This window comes from Salinivibrio sp. KP-1 (genome assembly GCF_000968645.1).
Lineage (GTDB): Bacteria > Pseudomonadota > Gammaproteobacteria > Enterobacterales > Vibrionaceae > Salinivibrio > Salinivibrio siamensis.
Genome location: NZ_LAQR01000003.1, coordinates 128,642 through 141,695 on the forward strand (window position 1 = coordinate 128,642; position 13,054 = coordinate 141,695).

Consider the following 13,054-nt stretch of genomic DNA (forward strand, 5'->3'; position numbering starts at 1 on the left):
AAATTATAGCGAATTTTGATGTACAGTCTCCCTATAGTCTCCCCGAAATGGTAGGACGGAATGGCATCGTACTCTATAGAACACCGTAAACTTGTCAGTGGTGAATCCCGATACCGCTCTCAGGTCGTCATCAAAAAAGGCGGCCGGATTATACACCGAGAGCAAAAAACATTCAGGAAAAAAGCACACGCCGTTGAGTATGGTAAAAAACGGGTTTTCGAGCTAGAAGCCGAGGGCGTAAACAAGTCACAGGTTGTTACGCTTGGCGAGCTTATCGAAAAATACATATACGATGCCAACTTATGGAACAACACGGGGCGCACAAAGCGCTACGTGATCGAAATGCTGAGAGACTGCGACATTGCCAACGTGCTCAGCAACGAGCTAAAACCCAGCGACATTATCCAGCACTGCAAAAACCGTATAGCCGCCGGTGCTAAGCCGGTGACTGTTTATCATGATGTAGCCTATTTGCGTTCGGTAATGCGCAAAGCCAAACCCGTGTTTAACATCGATGCGAACGTTGGCGTGTTCGAAGAAACCATTCCGATACTGGTTGAGATGAAACTGATCGGCAGAAGCGAGAAGCGAACGCGGCGACCCAAAGATGATGAACTCGAGCAACTGCGCGAGGGATTGCTGCAACGGCAGAACTTCCGCAAGAACGGCAACGTGCGTATTCCGTTTATCGATATTCTCGATTTCTCGGTACTGACGTGTATGCGTATTGGCGAAGTATGCGCAATCACGTGGGAAGACTTAGACGAAAAGAACAAACAAGTGCTAGTGCGTAACCGGAAAGACCCACGCAAGAAAAGCGGCAACCACATGTTGGTCCCTTTGCTGGGTGAAAGCTTTGATATTGTGATGCGCCAACCAAGAGAAAGTGATCGGATATTTCCGTATAACCCGCGCTCAGTGACCGCCGGATTTCAGCGTGTGCGCAATGCGCTAGGCATTACCGATTTGCGCTATCACGATTTACGGCGAGAGGGCGCTAGCCGCCTATTTGAGAAAGGTTATTCGATTGAGGAAGTGGCGCAGGTGACAGGCCACCGGAACTTAAACGTGCTGTGGACCGTGTACACAGAGTTGTTCCCGCATAAGCTGCATGATAAAAAGCACTAGAGTTTTCACTAGAAATATATGTCTCTGTCACCTACAAGGGCTTGGAATGAAGAATACTACCAAGGAAATAACGAATAAAATAAAAGAGAATAAATGGTTTATCTTCACCGTTTTATTATCCGCTGTTTTTGGGATGATTTTAGGAGGCGTAACCCTACCTTACTTTTTCTACTCTAATATTGAATCAAAAGAAGTTGCCAATTGGAGCTCAGTACTGGCTGCTGTGGGCACCTTGGGAACTCTAATATTTTTAATAAGAGAAAGCTTTAGAACAAAAAAAGAACAGAAACAAATAAGGAAAGAGCAAAGAGTATATCAGGAAAAACAAGACAAACTCTGGGATGAGCAAAACAAACTGATAGCCTTTCAAAGATATACGGGGCATAGAGAGAGCTTCGAAAAACTGCTTAGCAACATAGAAAAAGCCCATGAATTGAATTTTTATGATAGTGAAAAATTATATAGAAACCTATTCCCTAACAATGGATTCTCCCAGTGTGATTTTAAAATAGAAACAAAAAACCCTAAAAATCCAAAAAAACCTAACGACCTCAATGATATACTTCAAGCACTAAACTACATAGAAGAAAAATTATCAATAATGGACAGGTTCAATAAATACGAGAGGCAAAACAAAATCTGCGACATAGTCTTTGATATCTTTAGACTAAGGAGCATGCTCTATTTCGATTTTGAAAAAAAAGAAGAAATCGGCGATATTAGTCTCGAATTTAAAGGAAAACACTTTGTGCTCAATATTTTCAGCCCCTCAGAATCACTAAACATAATAAGAGATGTAATATCCAAGCTTCTTATCTTTTCTGGAAATGGGAGCCTACCACCATCACTCAATAACATTAATAACAGTTGGAATAGATCTGCGTTGCTCTCTGCGATGATACCGACGTCTCCTAAACACTACTCTTTGTCAATAGAGTCAGTAACCTCTAACAGAGAAATTAGCTTCCTTTGCGAATGGTTTTTATTCATGGACAATCATATATCTGACTACGTTCATACTAACGAAAAGTATAAATATAATGACGTAGCACAGTTGTTATTAAGCAAAAGAGATGTTGAAAAAATAATTTCTGAAAGCGTTAGACTGAAAGCTAAAGTGGGTGAGTGTTTAGAAGTATTAGGAAAAATCGAAAATGATGACAATAAATTCAAACACGCTAAAAGGATAAAAGAAAGATATAGTGATTTAATTTAAAATCCCCACAAAAACTGAACGTGTTGTGGACAGTGTACACGGAATTGTCCTCGCATAAGTTGCATGATAAAAAGTAGCTCACTATCGCAATACAGCATTAAAATCTAGTGAATAACGGCGAATTCATGATACTGAGCTGGCGATCAACTTTAATGCTTATTGAGTCGTTTTGCTATTTTTCTACCTTTATCTGTAAGGCGAAAATGCAACCTATCTAAATCTTTTCGCTCGGATACGGCTAGAACTTTGTCAACAAGGGAGTGATGTTCATGATCGACAGAAACAAAGTTTCCTGAACGTGGGATTGTCATCCCTTTTCCAGGAATGAAAAGAGCACTATCTTTACTCTCATAAATCAAAGAAAGAACTTCTTTTTCCTTAGACGAGAGAGTGAAACGGAGTAGCCAGTTATGAAAAACAGGAATAGAAGATACCCCCGCAAAAAAAGCGGACAAGACCGCCAAGACGATTGCAATTAAATCTGATCCATCCATAAGTCTGCTCCAAAACTGGCCTTGACCAAAAACTTACCTCACTCAATCACAAAGCGGCCGCCGGTGTAGTCACCCGACCAGCCTTTCATGTCAGGGGCGTAGTTTACGGTAACTTTAGGCGCGCCATTTACCATGACGTTTACACTGGCAACCTGAACACGATTTTTAAGCTGCAAATCTTTCGCTGCCTGCGCAGCCGTTGCAAGCAATTGCTCATCACTAAGATTGTCAGCAGTAGTGATGTTGGCGTTAAAGCGGCTTCGATTTCCGATACTCAAATCTTTCGAGTAGCCCACTTTATACGGTTGGGCTTGATTAATTATGCCATCAATTTTCTGATCCGTGGCGGACTGCTCTTGCGCAACAGGTGTTGAGTCTTTGGCTGGTTCGTCATCTGTGAAGAGAGCCAAAGCAAAAGCGATCACAAAAATACCAATGATAGCTTGCAGGCATCCTTTACCTTTCGGTGTTTTTTGTTCGCTGTTCTGGTTTTCTTGTTTCATGATTCCTCCCTAAACCAACTGAAAAAGCGCCTCTTTGGGCGCTGGATTACTCTTTTGTCATAGCCATGACGACGCGGCCAATGACTTCTAAATCTTCATCGTTAACTTCAACGTTTGAGCCTTCAAAGTGAATCGCGAGGCGCTTGCCTGGTATTCGCTGAATCGAGTTAACCGATAGAACGCCATCCATGTTTATCAGGTAACGACCGCTGACAGGTTTGGTTTGCGTTGTATCGATAAAGAGTTTTTCTGATTCGGTATCCACAACCTTTGCAGTCGCAGGCGAAAGGCCGTACTCGCTCAGCGTTTCCACATCTATGTAGGTCTTTCGGACTTCTTCAAGTGAGCCATTGGCTAATCGCTCCAGAACAAGAGATTCACCCTTGGGACCTGAGTCATACATTGGTCCCTCATCGAGAACGAGGTTCCGAATAGATGCCCCGTATTTGAGGTGAGTTCGGATAACGATTTCGAATGGGCATAAATCACGTTGATGCCAGGTCGAAATTGTGGACTTGGGAACACCGTAAACATCCGCAAGCGAAAGAAAATCACGCGAATTCGTGATCTCTTTCAACTTATCAGTCACAGACCTACCCCCTTTGTAGTCAAAGGCGGGAACTTTTGCTTGCAATTTACTCATAAGCGATCTAAATTCACCTCAAAGCGAACCAACAGTGCAATAGTTCGCAATAGTTAACAATAAGCAACCTAAAAGGATACCACTATGGCTTCAGTTCAAATAGCAATTGATACGCCTGTGTGCACAAAACTGGAATTTTTGCGTCGCACAGGGTGGTCCCAAGCGTCACTAAACCGAGCTATTGCTAATAAACAGATTCCAATCATGCCTAAAACCTCTGCCCAAAGCGGGGTGCTGATCAACATGGTCAAGCTGGCACAAATTGCCGCTGAGCAGGAGGACTAGCCGTGCGGTTCCTCAACCTTTTTAACTCAAAACCCATGCCAGCAATAAAAGACTGGCGCTGGGAGTCGCAGACATCAGACCAGCCACGCGAACCAAAGTGCCCTGTATGGCTGCACATTATTGGCATTGCGTCAGTGCTGGCGCCTTACGTGCTCATTTGAGTGTCAGCCATGGAGAGGAATGACTCAATGTGTGAATTTCGTCAGCTCAAACATCAGTCTTTTGACGATGCGTGTTGCGCCTTTGCAAACCGCCATAACTTGCAGCAATTGGCGTCGCAAAGTGAGATCCGTGCGCAAGTGCTGCGCAACAAGCTCAACCCCGAGCAGCCGCATCAGCTCACCGCCAAAGAGCTCGCCACGCTTACACACGTGACCGACGACGAAACGCTAGTCAGTGGACTGCTGTTTGATTTGAGAATGGTGGCCGCCAAGGTGCCCGAGAGCGACGAGGCGGCCAGCCTTGCCACTCGCGCACTGCAAGCCAGCCAGCACGCGGGGGAGATTTCTGCCGCTGCATTGCAGCATGGCGGCAATCACTACCTGCCGCGCACCGAGCGCGACCGCTTAAAAGAGACCGCGCACCGAGGCATCAGAAACCTGGTGATGATGGTGAGCGATTTAGAAAACCGCACATCCGGCATGACGCCGTTCCTGTCGATGGCCGTTGATGCCGTCGGTAGTGGCATGCCTATCCCCGGCTTGAGTTAAGGAGACGACACCGATGAATACACAATTTGCGCTGCTTGCTCATTACGAAACGACAACCATCCCGCTGAAAGACGTGTGTGAAAAGTTTTTTGGCGTGAAAAAGAGCACCGCAGAACAGCAAGCCAAAGCCGGCACGTTCCCCGTGCCAACGTTCAAACTGCGCGACAGCGAGCGCAGCCCAACGCTGATTCACGTCAGCGATTTAGCCGCTTACATCGACGCGCGTTACAAGGCAGCAAAAGAAGAGTGGACTGCCGTTAACACGCCAGCCTAGGAGGGAACCATGTCTCAAGCCGAAAATATCAGCACCCAACACAAAGCGCTCAGCCTGCAAGTGATTACCGGCCGTCCACGCAACCTTGCCGAGTGTGACGCCATTGTTGATGCAGCCAAGGCGAACCCGAAACCCGCGGCGGAAAGCATCGCAGAGGCCCGTGCGCTGTTTGGGCGCAGCCACCGCGCCAGCCAACTAAGAATGGCGTTCAACTCGTTGGCCGCTGCCGAACGCGCCATGGTGTTAGCCGCAGGCGGTTTAGATCATCACCTGCACACCTGGAGCTTTGAAGACTTTGACACCGCCGACCGCGACAAACTGCGCGTTGGCCTTTCTCGCCTCGAGCGCATCGTCAACCGATTTGCAACAGTGCTTGGTCCCATCAAGCGCTTAGACAAAGCCGATTTTCGCTAGCCACTGCACCAGCGTTTGCCCCGCAAGGGGCTTTTTTTGTCACTCGTTTTAGGGAGAACGAAACAAATGGCACAACAAACATTCACCACGCCGCACGGCAACGTCACCGTCAGTGATCCTCAATACAGCGCCAGAACCTTGAGCATGGCACGTGAGCTAGAGCTTGAAAGCCCCAACCCCGAGCGCTGGACAGTCTGCGCGCTTATCACGGAAGACACGAAAGTGACCCAAGAAATGGCCGAGCAATTCGCCGCCAATTCAATCAAGTATTTATAGGAGCAAAGGATGGGCATCTATCTACTCACGGGCGTAAGGCTCGATTTTTATGTGCAAAAGCAACTCGATTTTGAATGCGCTTACTACGTGCTCAAGGGCACATTCACTGCCACTAAAAAGGATTAACACGATGGAAAAGTATTGGAACGGAAAAGGTAACCCCGTGCGCGGACAGCTGTATTTGGATGAAGACAGCCAGCTTTGCGCGTTAATTGAATGGGTTGACGGCTTATTCATCGGCAAGATGATTGAGCACCCAAGCTGGGGAGAGCACGCCCTGCCCGCGCTATCCATTAGCCGCCGCGACAGCATCCAACCAGATCCTAGTCATTTATCAGAATTGACGACGCATAGAACGCTAGAACAACTCGAGCAGGAAACCAAGGCGTTGATTGATGCGATGAATCGATATGGATATTTCTTTCTCGATATCAACATAGTACGCCGATCAGCAAGTGCGGATTTATATCGCGAAACGGAACACATCGAAGCGCTATTGATGAATCGAGTATTCGACCGTGACGGAAATTTCCGAATCGTCGAATGCGCGCAATCAGCTGTGAAGTAGGAGGCGGCATGCAATATTACGCAATTCAATTGAGCGGTGATGGCGGCGTGGTTCGTCACCCTGAAACAGAAGAACCAAAAGCGATCGAAGTTGGCGAGCTGGACGACATGCAAACCGCCATCGACCAAGCCTGCCAGCAGCTTGAGTGCTGCCACATTTTTAAAGGGGTGATTACTCGCGGAAATGGTCTAGGCGGTTATTTGGTAGCCGATGCACACGAACTGGCGGAAATGGGTGTGCAATGAACCAGTTCAACACCCCTGATTTAGAAATCATCAACCAAAGCATTACGCTGCGCGCACTATGGAAAGACGACGAACCATGGGCGCGCAGAATCGTTGATGGATTACCCATTGATATTGCGATGACCATGTACAACCAGTGGCTAGGCCGCTGGATGAAGTACGTTAAGCGCAACGGACAAAGCCGCAGCGCAAACATCTGGCTGCGTCGTGAAGTCGCGCTGCTAAAAAAAGCGGTGAGCCAGTTTCCAGTTCACATCGAGCAGCTTAGAAACGAAACCACGCGCGCCAAACTCGCCAACGACCTGGCCAACCAGTGCATGAATGTTGTTGTTTCAGGCGAAAAGAACGGTGCGGATATTGATGATATCTATAAAGAAGTGTCCGCCATTCCACACTTGTGGGGATTTTCGCCCTCGGTACCGCCACAGACTATCTCTCAGCGGGAAGACGAAAGCAATAAAGAATACAACGAGCGTGTGAGAAAAACATTGCGACTTTCCATTATGTCGCGGTTGATTGATGAAACCTGGTGGGCGCGCAAGCTGGATTTAGCACACAGACGTTTTTCCGAACACTGCCGAATTATTGCAGGCAAGGTTCGGAAAGGCGTTTCGCCCTATTTGAGTCAAGCCGCATTGCGCGAATATCGCGAGCGACGCACTGCCAACGAGCACGCCCTCAAAGACATGATGGCAGAGAACGAGTGGCTGGGAAAAGAAATCTTGCTTTGGGATGCCGTGCAAGCCAGCGTTTCTAACCCAGAGATTCGCCGCACTGAATTGATGGTTCGTATGGCCGGGTTCGAAAAGCTGGCCGAGGAAGAAGAAATGATGGGCGCAATGATTACTGTCACGGCCCCGTCGGCATATCACGCCTTTACCACAGGCAAAAACAAAAAAGCCTATAGCAATAAAAAATACAACGGCGCCAACCCCAAGCAAACCAATCAATACCTTTGCAACGTGTGGGCGAAAGTGCGCGCGTTTCTAAACCGGCGGGATGTCCACATGATGGGCTTTCGTGTCACCGAACCGCACCACGACGCCACGCCGCATTGGCATATGTTGCTGTTCTTTAAACCGGAAGACGCAGAACTGATCCGGTTCGCCTTTTCAGAATATTTTACCCGCGAGCATCGGGAAGAACTGCGCGTTGATAGCGGCGATTTTTCTATTTGGGCAAAAAGCTTTAGTAAAGAGGGGCACTTTGCCCCGCTAGACAAAGACCACATTGAAGTAACCCGCCGCCGCATTCGTGCACGTGTTGACTGGAAAGAGATTGACCCAGAAAAAGGCAGCGCCACCGGCTATATCGCTAAGTACATCGCGAAAAACGTAGACGGTTACAAAGTCGGCATTGATGAAGAAGCCGAGGCCGCTGCCGATACCACCGCCATGTCAGTGGTGGGTTGGGCGAGCGAATGGGGAATTCGCCAGTTTCAGCAAATAGGTGGGCCATCTGTCACCGTGTGGCGTGAGCTACGCCGGATGGAAAACCCAGACCAAGCCGAGCTAATCAAACGCCAAGAAGCGCGCAAGAACGGCGAAAAGTACCAGCCGAAAATCCGATCATTCAAAGAAGTGCGCGCAGAACATGGCGTGCTGGAAGCCGCCCGCCATGCTGCCGATGTTGGCCGCTGGGATATGTTTATCGAGGCCTGCGGCGGTACCTACTGCCCAAGAAAAGACCGCCCAGTTAAATTGGTTTATGCACCGCACACCAACAAACACGCCGAGAACGTCCAGAAGTTAAAAGGGGTTTGCTACGGAATCACCGTGGCCGAAACCCGTGAAGATGGCTGGGTGATTAAGCGGGTGCAAAGCACCCGTAAAAGCAGCGACAGCTGCGCCGCTTGGAGCTCTGTCAATAACTGTACGGAACGATCTAAAAAGGATCCCCGAGCGGAAAAGGCAAGCCCAATAGTTGCCGAAATACTCCAACATTTGGCAAGGACTGGCAGGGACGTAAGCCTATTTAAAGCCCAAGCACTGGCCAACGGGCAATCCATCATTACCGGATATGGCGAGCAAATAAGCATCGTGCAAACCCCGCGTGGCCCAGAGCTTCGCATTAGAGAGTCAGAGCCAGCATGGCGACTGCCAGAACCGCCCGTACAAACCCCAGAAAAACCTAAAGGAAAACGCACACCTGCCCCACCTGATTACGCGGGTGAGTATTGGAATCACATCAACCAACAGCGCGAGAACGCGCAGTAAGGAGCCACAATGGAAAAAGTAAAAGTGCTACTCGAGGTCGAGATCGACAACAAAGGCGACTGGTTGGGGTTAGATGACGAAAACGGCTGGCAATCATGCCCAGGCGTAAACACACTGCTAGACCAATTCAACAGGATGGCGGAACTAGAGAACTGCTCAGCTCTGAATGCACTAGTGAACATATGCGACGCAGATACGCCAAGCCGGTTCGTAAGTGTAGAAAGTGAAACACCACTCAATCAGTTGAAGCGAGTCGAAAAGCGAAAAAAATGAACGTGCTAGCATAGCCTCTGAAAATGCAAGGAGGCCACTATGTACGACTACTTAACCTGCCCTCGATGCGATGAAATCGCTGAGGTCCATAACATGATGCACCACGAAAGCAAGGCAGCCATGATCGTGTTAGCTCGCTGCGAGTCATGCGACAAGGTGCTTTACCATGCAGAGGGGGAAGATGGGCAGAGCGTCAAAGGCATCATGATCACTAAAGCACTAAAGGCATCACCCAGTAACTTTGAGGAAGACGACAATGCGGACGGATTCATTTAAAGCGGAGCTGCTCGCAGAGTGATTAGGTTAGCCACTGTACCGCAGTTACCCACAGAATTTGTGGGTAACTCACCCCCATAAAAAATTTTTCAATTTTTTTTCAATTTACCCCCCTAAATGCCCTTGCATTCTAAAAAGTGGGTTTAGCCTGGTGATGTTCAACGCATAAGGCGCAGCTCAAGCGCCCTTCATGCAAAGCTGGATGTTCGTATTTGATAGGTCAATCAAAAACATACAGTTGTAATCACTTAAAGCACTGTATTAATATACAGTGGTCGGGAATGGTCAGGAGGCTAAATGTCTGATATTAAAACGCAAACGGTAGTGTGGTTGGATTGTGCGTTATCGCAAGACACATGCAACACGGATACCTACAAAACCGCAATTGCAGCCTATCTCTATCGATTGATAGCAAAAGACAACGAGGACCAGCGCACCACCCGGTGCGATGGCGATGGTTCATAGCCGCTACCTGATATCCCGAGCCCCGAGAGAATGTAATCACATGAAACAAACCACACTTTGCAGCTCCCCCACCGCTAAAGTGTGGTTTGTGTCTTTTCAGGTGTTTAGACTAACAAGCTGGTTCCAAGCGTAGGTAAGCATCATGAGTAACATCCCAATTGTCGTATCTGTTCTCGCGTTAGTGCTGGTTGGGATGCTGTTTGGCTTTAACATCCAAGTGAGTAACTCATTCATAGACACGCTGACTTCCGTTGGTGGGACGCTATCTGGGTTAGGTGCCATGGCGGCAGCCTATATTTCATATTTGTCTATTGGGCAATGGAAGGAGCAATATAAACACTCACTGATATATGAATACCTAAGCACGCTCGAGGACTTATTACACACCTATGATAGGGAGTTTTGCGAAAAAGCGATAAATAGAGATAGTTTGAGCTTTAGGGGGAAAGTAGCCTTACGTTTCGAGCCAGTATCAATGATTCTTAACGATTACAACAAAACATATCAAAAGGCTAGAGAAATTGCAGACAAAAAAACACTAGTAAAATTAAAAGACATCGAAATCTTCTCTTTAAATGAGAGCGTTTACCGCGCTTTCATGGACTTTGATTCAGCCAGAAAAAAACAGGATGATTTTTTAAACAAAAACTCAGAAGAAGAAATTACTCAATCACCATACCTACTTGACACGTATCAAAACCTATCCCTTGAAGCAGCTAATAAGCAAAGAGAAATATATAAGGTTTTTAACGACGCATTAAAAGCCGTCCAAGACATAAGAAGCTCGCTTTAGAGCCTCTTTTAAAACACCTATGACTTTGCATTAAAATAGTGAAAGCTGATTATGCAAGTCTTTGCGCCGCTCTGGTGTGAGTGACTAGGTGACTGCATAGTTAAATTTACTGCAAGCTCTCATTTAAACGGAATCATTCTCCATACCCTAGTAGAAGAAATATCATTATCCCTTAAAGAAAAACTCCTAGGCGGGTCAAAAAAACCCAACTCATCCATTAAATTGTAATACTCTTGAGCTTTTTCGTTCTTACCAAATGCATTTCTATTATAAAAAGAAACCAAACCAACAAAATCGTCATCGACGCGCATATGTTCTAGCATCTCATACTTTTCAATTAGCCTCTTATAGTTGTAAAACTGATCGTTTTTATTTTCTTCAGCACAATTAAAAGCCAACAGCATGGTTTCTCTATGACTTAAAAAAGACCTAACTATGTTGGTATAAAACTTTCCATTATCAATTACCCTTTCATTGCTCGAAAAACTATCAGCGTAATCCACATACTTTAGTATGTGGTACAATACTCTAAAGTAATGACTTAAATCATTAAGGTTCGAGTTATCACTTTGTGAAGAGGTAAAATAGAAATATCTTCTTTGCTTCCAATGCACTCTTGAAATGATAATTTTAATTATATCTAAATTATTGGAGGTGCCAGCACACTCATTCGAAGAAGTATTAATCGCATCATAAAGTTTTTTGTTGACATCATAAACCTCTCGAGATACAGAGTTAAACTGTTCTAAAAGTGAAAAGAACGTATCTTCGAACCGCTTCTTTTCTTGCGTTTTTTGAGTTTCTTCTAGTGTTTTTTGTGTGTCTGATAGTTCTTTTTTCTGTATGAGTACTGATTGTGTTAACCAATATAAAGCGAACAAAGCAACGATAGGGCCTAAGATACCACCAAAGTAACTCCCAAAGCCGCCCCATACAGTAGTATCAAGGGATAAGGTAGAACCGGAGTTTGAAAACCAACCAAAATAAGTGACCAGCACTAGAGAGGCAGTAATTCCAGCCGCCCACCAAGACCACTTTATCTTTTTTTGTAACTTTTCAATTTCAGCATCTGTTTCACTTTTTCCCACAACAACCCCCTTGTTTTATTTGGCGTAAAGTAAATTCAAAACAACGACAACTGATTATGCAAATCTTTGCGGCGCTCTGGCGTGAGTGATTTGATTAGCGCGCTGGCGAGTTCATCGGTAGTTTTCGCGCTTGGGGACAGTGGGCTGTGGTAGTGCGAGAACGCGACGAACTGATGGCCGCAATCGGGGTTCGTGCACTGGCAGTACACATCAGCACAGTTTTGCGAGAGTCTGTTGGTTTTGGTGATCCGCGCGCGGGAGCCGCAGCCGCAAAAAATGCGCTTCTGTTTCACAAAAGCGCCCTGCTCTAACTCTAATTTGCTGTGCTGCAAGGTGTGTTTATAGCCCACGGCCTGCACAAAGCTGTGACCGCAATTTGGGTCACTGCACACACAGTGCAAATCACTGCTATCACCATTTTGTTCATGTTTTGGCGCGTGTGCCACCGCGCCACATTGGCAGTAAACTTTCATGGCTGGCCCTCATCACTCAAATCCATACTATATCTACACTGTATTTTTGTACAGGATATATGTTTTTTGAGGTTAATGTGTATTGATTTGATGGCAGTTCAACAAATATACTTTGGTGACTAACTAATGGGGACAGCATGCATGAGTGAGCCATCATACAACGAGATTCAAGACGCAATTTTTGGGCAAGTGTCAGAGGCTCACAGTGATGACTTCGAGAAGCAGATCACCATGTGCTCCATGCATGCTGAGACCCATGATGACTTACAACGCCTTGTTGACCAGAAAAAAATCCAATGGGTTCCTAGCTTAAAAGCTGGAGCAGCCACGACAGGGGTCAGCAACCCTAAACATATGGTTCACTCTGTCATATATTACGGCACACCAAGTAGTGGTTATGCTTGTATCGGGTATACAATTGGCTGTTTAAGACACGACAAAAAAGCCGTAGAAATTGATTTTCTCGAGAAAAGGAACGACGCCGGAAATGAGTGGTGCCACAAATTTCTCCCCTTAATAGTTGACGCTTATGCGGCTTATGCTTTATACCTGAACAACGAAGAGCTAGCCAACATCGAGCAAATTGTGTTTACAGGCCCTGTTCCTGGTGTTCGCAGCTATTACACTGACTTAGGTATGGAGTGGGTAGATGACTACGACTCAAGGAATGCCTTCGTCATGTATCTACACCCTTAGCGCTGCTTGACTTTTGAG

20 protein-coding genes are annotated in these 13,054 nt (G+C 46.4%); 15 read left to right on the forward strand and 5 right to left on the reverse strand.

What is annotated here, in order from left to right; translation table 11 throughout:
- The first annotated feature begins 60 nt into the window (after nt 1-60).
- Nucleotides 61-1,128, forward strand: a complete 1,068-nt coding sequence (locus WN56_RS06835; RefSeq protein WP_046074322.1) for a site-specific integrase — start codon at nt 61-63, stop codon at nt 1,126-1,128.
- Nucleotides 1,129-1,174: 46 nt separating this feature from the next.
- Entirely contained in the window at nt 1,175-2,344 is a 1,170-nt protein-coding gene (locus WN56_RS06840) for a hypothetical protein (protein WP_046074323.1), read from the forward strand.
- 149 nt (nt 2,345-2,493) lie between these two features.
- Here the strand turns inward: WN56_RS06840 and WN56_RS06845 are convergent, their stop codons facing one another.
- Genes WN56_RS06845 through WN56_RS06855 form a run of 3 tightly spaced genes read right to left on the reverse strand, consistent with a single transcriptional unit; the run spans nt 2,494 to nt 3,984 of the window.
- Nucleotides 2,494-2,838, reverse strand: coding sequence for a hypothetical protein (locus WN56_RS06845; RefSeq protein ID WP_046074324.1), 345 nt, complete (start codon nt 2,836-2,838; stop codon nt 2,494-2,496).
- A gap of 38 nt (nt 2,839-2,876) precedes the next feature.
- Nucleotides 2,877-3,341 (reverse strand): hypothetical protein, encoded by a 465-nt coding sequence (locus WN56_RS06850; protein WP_046074325.1) that lies wholly within the window; start codon nt 3,339-3,341, stop codon nt 2,877-2,879.
- A gap of 46 nt (nt 3,342-3,387) precedes the next feature.
- Nucleotides 3,388-3,984: a helix-turn-helix domain-containing protein gene (locus WN56_RS06855; protein ID WP_046074326.1), complete on the reverse strand. Its 597-nt coding sequence runs from the start codon at nt 3,982-3,984 to the stop codon at nt 3,388-3,390.
- Between the two features lie 84 nt (nt 3,985-4,068).
- On the opposite strand from WN56_RS06855, the gene WN56_RS06860 reads away from it, so the two are divergent.
- From WN56_RS06860 to WN56_RS06910, 12 genes are all read left to right on the forward strand, one after another.
- Nucleotides 4,069-4,269, forward strand: coding sequence for a hypothetical protein (locus WN56_RS06860; protein ID WP_046074327.1), 201 nt, complete (start codon nt 4,069-4,071; stop codon nt 4,267-4,269).
- Nucleotides 4,270-4,457: 188 nt separating this feature from the next.
- Complete coding sequence (locus tag WN56_RS06865; RefSeq protein WP_052708033.1) at nt 4,458-4,979, forward strand: phage regulatory CII family protein; 522 nt, start codon at nt 4,458-4,460, stop codon at nt 4,977-4,979.
- A 13-nt stretch (nt 4,980-4,992) separates the two neighbouring features.
- Complete coding sequence (locus WN56_RS06870) at nt 4,993-5,253, forward strand: pyocin activator PrtN family protein (RefSeq protein WP_046074329.1); 261 nt, start codon at nt 4,993-4,995, stop codon at nt 5,251-5,253.
- A 9-nt stretch (nt 5,254-5,262) separates the two neighbouring features.
- Nucleotides 5,263-5,667 carry a hypothetical protein gene (locus tag WN56_RS06875; protein ID WP_046074330.1) on the forward strand — a complete coding sequence of 135 codons (405 nt, stop codon included), beginning with the start codon at nt 5,263-5,265 and terminating at the stop codon, nt 5,665-5,667.
- A gap of 66 nt (nt 5,668-5,733) precedes the next feature.
- Entirely contained in the window at nt 5,734-5,943 is a 210-nt protein-coding gene (locus WN56_RS06880) for a hypothetical protein (protein ID WP_046074331.1), read from the forward strand.
- 130 nt (nt 5,944-6,073) lie between these two features.
- Nucleotides 6,074-6,511 carry a hypothetical protein gene (locus tag WN56_RS06885; protein ID WP_046074332.1) on the forward strand — a complete coding sequence of 146 codons (438 nt, stop codon included), beginning with the start codon at nt 6,074-6,076 and terminating at the stop codon, nt 6,509-6,511.
- Between the two features lie 8 nt (nt 6,512-6,519).
- Entirely contained in the window at nt 6,520-6,756 is a 237-nt protein-coding gene (locus tag WN56_RS06890) for a hypothetical protein (RefSeq protein ID WP_046074333.1), read from the forward strand.
- Complete coding sequence (locus WN56_RS06895) at nt 6,753-8,972, forward strand: replication endonuclease (protein ID WP_052708034.1); 2,220 nt, start codon at nt 6,753-6,755, stop codon at nt 8,970-8,972. The genes WN56_RS06890 and WN56_RS06895 overlap by 4 nt, the downstream gene beginning before the upstream one ends.
- Before the next feature lie 9 nt (nt 8,973-8,981).
- Nucleotides 8,982-9,245 carry a hypothetical protein gene (locus tag WN56_RS06900; protein ID WP_046074334.1) on the forward strand — a complete coding sequence of 88 codons (264 nt, stop codon included), beginning with the start codon at nt 8,982-8,984 and terminating at the stop codon, nt 9,243-9,245.
- A 39-nt stretch (nt 9,246-9,284) separates the two neighbouring features.
- Complete coding sequence (locus WN56_RS06905) at nt 9,285-9,521, forward strand: hypothetical protein (RefSeq protein ID WP_046074335.1); 237 nt, start codon at nt 9,285-9,287, stop codon at nt 9,519-9,521.
- Nucleotides 9,522-9,818: 297 nt separating this feature from the next.
- Nucleotides 9,819-9,986 carry a hypothetical protein gene (locus WN56_RS16870; RefSeq protein WP_156146662.1) on the forward strand — a complete coding sequence of 56 codons (168 nt, stop codon included), beginning with the start codon at nt 9,819-9,821 and terminating at the stop codon, nt 9,984-9,986.
- Between the two features lie 142 nt (nt 9,987-10,128).
- The gene (locus WN56_RS06910; protein WP_046074336.1) at nt 10,129-10,779 is read left to right on the forward strand and encodes a hypothetical protein; all 651 of its coding nucleotides are present in this window, start codon (nt 10,129-10,131) and stop codon (nt 10,777-10,779) included.
- Between the two features lie 119 nt (nt 10,780-10,898).
- Here the strand turns inward: WN56_RS06910 and WN56_RS06915 are convergent, their stop codons facing one another.
- Together WN56_RS06915 and WN56_RS17060 are read right to left on the reverse strand one after the other, a co-directional pair.
- The gene (locus WN56_RS06915) at nt 10,899-11,867 is read right to left on the reverse strand and encodes a putative phage abortive infection protein (RefSeq protein ID WP_052708035.1); all 969 of its coding nucleotides are present in this window, start codon (nt 11,865-11,867) and stop codon (nt 10,899-10,901) included.
- Nucleotides 11,868-11,902: 35 nt separating this feature from the next.
- Nucleotides 11,903-12,217 carry an ogr/Delta-like zinc finger family protein gene (locus WN56_RS17060; protein WP_369795693.1) on the reverse strand — a complete coding sequence of 105 codons (315 nt, stop codon included), beginning with the start codon at nt 12,215-12,217 and terminating at the stop codon, nt 11,903-11,905.
- A 264-nt stretch (nt 12,218-12,481) separates the two neighbouring features.
- Between WN56_RS17060 and WN56_RS06925 the strand changes: the two genes are divergently transcribed.
- Nucleotides 12,482-13,036 carry a hypothetical protein gene (locus tag WN56_RS06925; protein WP_046074337.1) on the forward strand — a complete coding sequence of 185 codons (555 nt, stop codon included), beginning with the start codon at nt 12,482-12,484 and terminating at the stop codon, nt 13,034-13,036.
- The last annotated feature ends 18 nt before the right edge of the window (nt 13,037-13,054 follow it).

What these genes read in the sequence shown, in the direction of transcription:
- WN56_RS06835 (WP_046074322.1), top strand. Translation starts at nt 61, where the DNA reads ATGGCATCGTACTCTATAGAACACCGTAAACTTGTCAGTGGTGAATCC.
- WN56_RS06840 (WP_046074323.1), top strand. Translation starts at nt 1,175, where the DNA reads ATGAAGAATACTACCAAGGAAATAACGAATAAAATAAAAGAGAATAAA.
- WN56_RS06845 (WP_046074324.1), bottom strand. Translation starts at nt 2,838, where the DNA reads ATGGATGGATCAGATTTAATTGCAATCGTCTTGGCGGTCTTGTCCGCT.
- WN56_RS06850 (WP_046074325.1), bottom strand. Translation starts at nt 3,341, where the DNA reads ATGAAACAAGAAAACCAGAACAGCGAACAAAAAACACCGAAAGGTAAA.
- WN56_RS06855 (WP_046074326.1), bottom strand. Translation starts at nt 3,984, where the DNA reads ATGAGTAAATTGCAAGCAAAAGTTCCCGCCTTTGACTACAAAGGGGGT.
- WN56_RS06860 (WP_046074327.1), top strand. Translation starts at nt 4,069, where the DNA reads ATGGCTTCAGTTCAAATAGCAATTGATACGCCTGTGTGCACAAAACTG.
- WN56_RS06865 (WP_052708033.1), top strand. Translation starts at nt 4,458, where the DNA reads ATGTGTGAATTTCGTCAGCTCAAACATCAGTCTTTTGACGATGCGTGT.
- WN56_RS06870 (WP_046074329.1), top strand. Translation starts at nt 4,993, where the DNA reads ATGAATACACAATTTGCGCTGCTTGCTCATTACGAAACGACAACCATC.
- WN56_RS06875 (WP_046074330.1), top strand. Translation starts at nt 5,263, where the DNA reads ATGTCTCAAGCCGAAAATATCAGCACCCAACACAAAGCGCTCAGCCTG.
- WN56_RS06880 (WP_046074331.1), top strand. Translation starts at nt 5,734, where the DNA reads ATGGCACAACAAACATTCACCACGCCGCACGGCAACGTCACCGTCAGT.
- WN56_RS06885 (WP_046074332.1), top strand. Translation starts at nt 6,074, where the DNA reads ATGGAAAAGTATTGGAACGGAAAAGGTAACCCCGTGCGCGGACAGCTG.
- WN56_RS06890 (WP_046074333.1), top strand. Translation starts at nt 6,520, where the DNA reads ATGCAATATTACGCAATTCAATTGAGCGGTGATGGCGGCGTGGTTCGT.
- WN56_RS06895 (WP_052708034.1), top strand. Translation starts at nt 6,753, where the DNA reads ATGAACCAGTTCAACACCCCTGATTTAGAAATCATCAACCAAAGCATT.
- WN56_RS06900 (WP_046074334.1), top strand. Translation starts at nt 8,982, where the DNA reads ATGGAAAAAGTAAAAGTGCTACTCGAGGTCGAGATCGACAACAAAGGC.
- WN56_RS06905 (WP_046074335.1), top strand. Translation starts at nt 9,285, where the DNA reads ATGTACGACTACTTAACCTGCCCTCGATGCGATGAAATCGCTGAGGTC.
- WN56_RS16870 (WP_156146662.1), top strand. Translation starts at nt 9,819, where the DNA reads ATGTCTGATATTAAAACGCAAACGGTAGTGTGGTTGGATTGTGCGTTA.
- WN56_RS06910 (WP_046074336.1), top strand. Translation starts at nt 10,129, where the DNA reads ATGAGTAACATCCCAATTGTCGTATCTGTTCTCGCGTTAGTGCTGGTT.
- WN56_RS06925 (WP_046074337.1), top strand. Translation starts at nt 12,482, where the DNA reads ATGAGTGAGCCATCATACAACGAGATTCAAGACGCAATTTTTGGGCAA.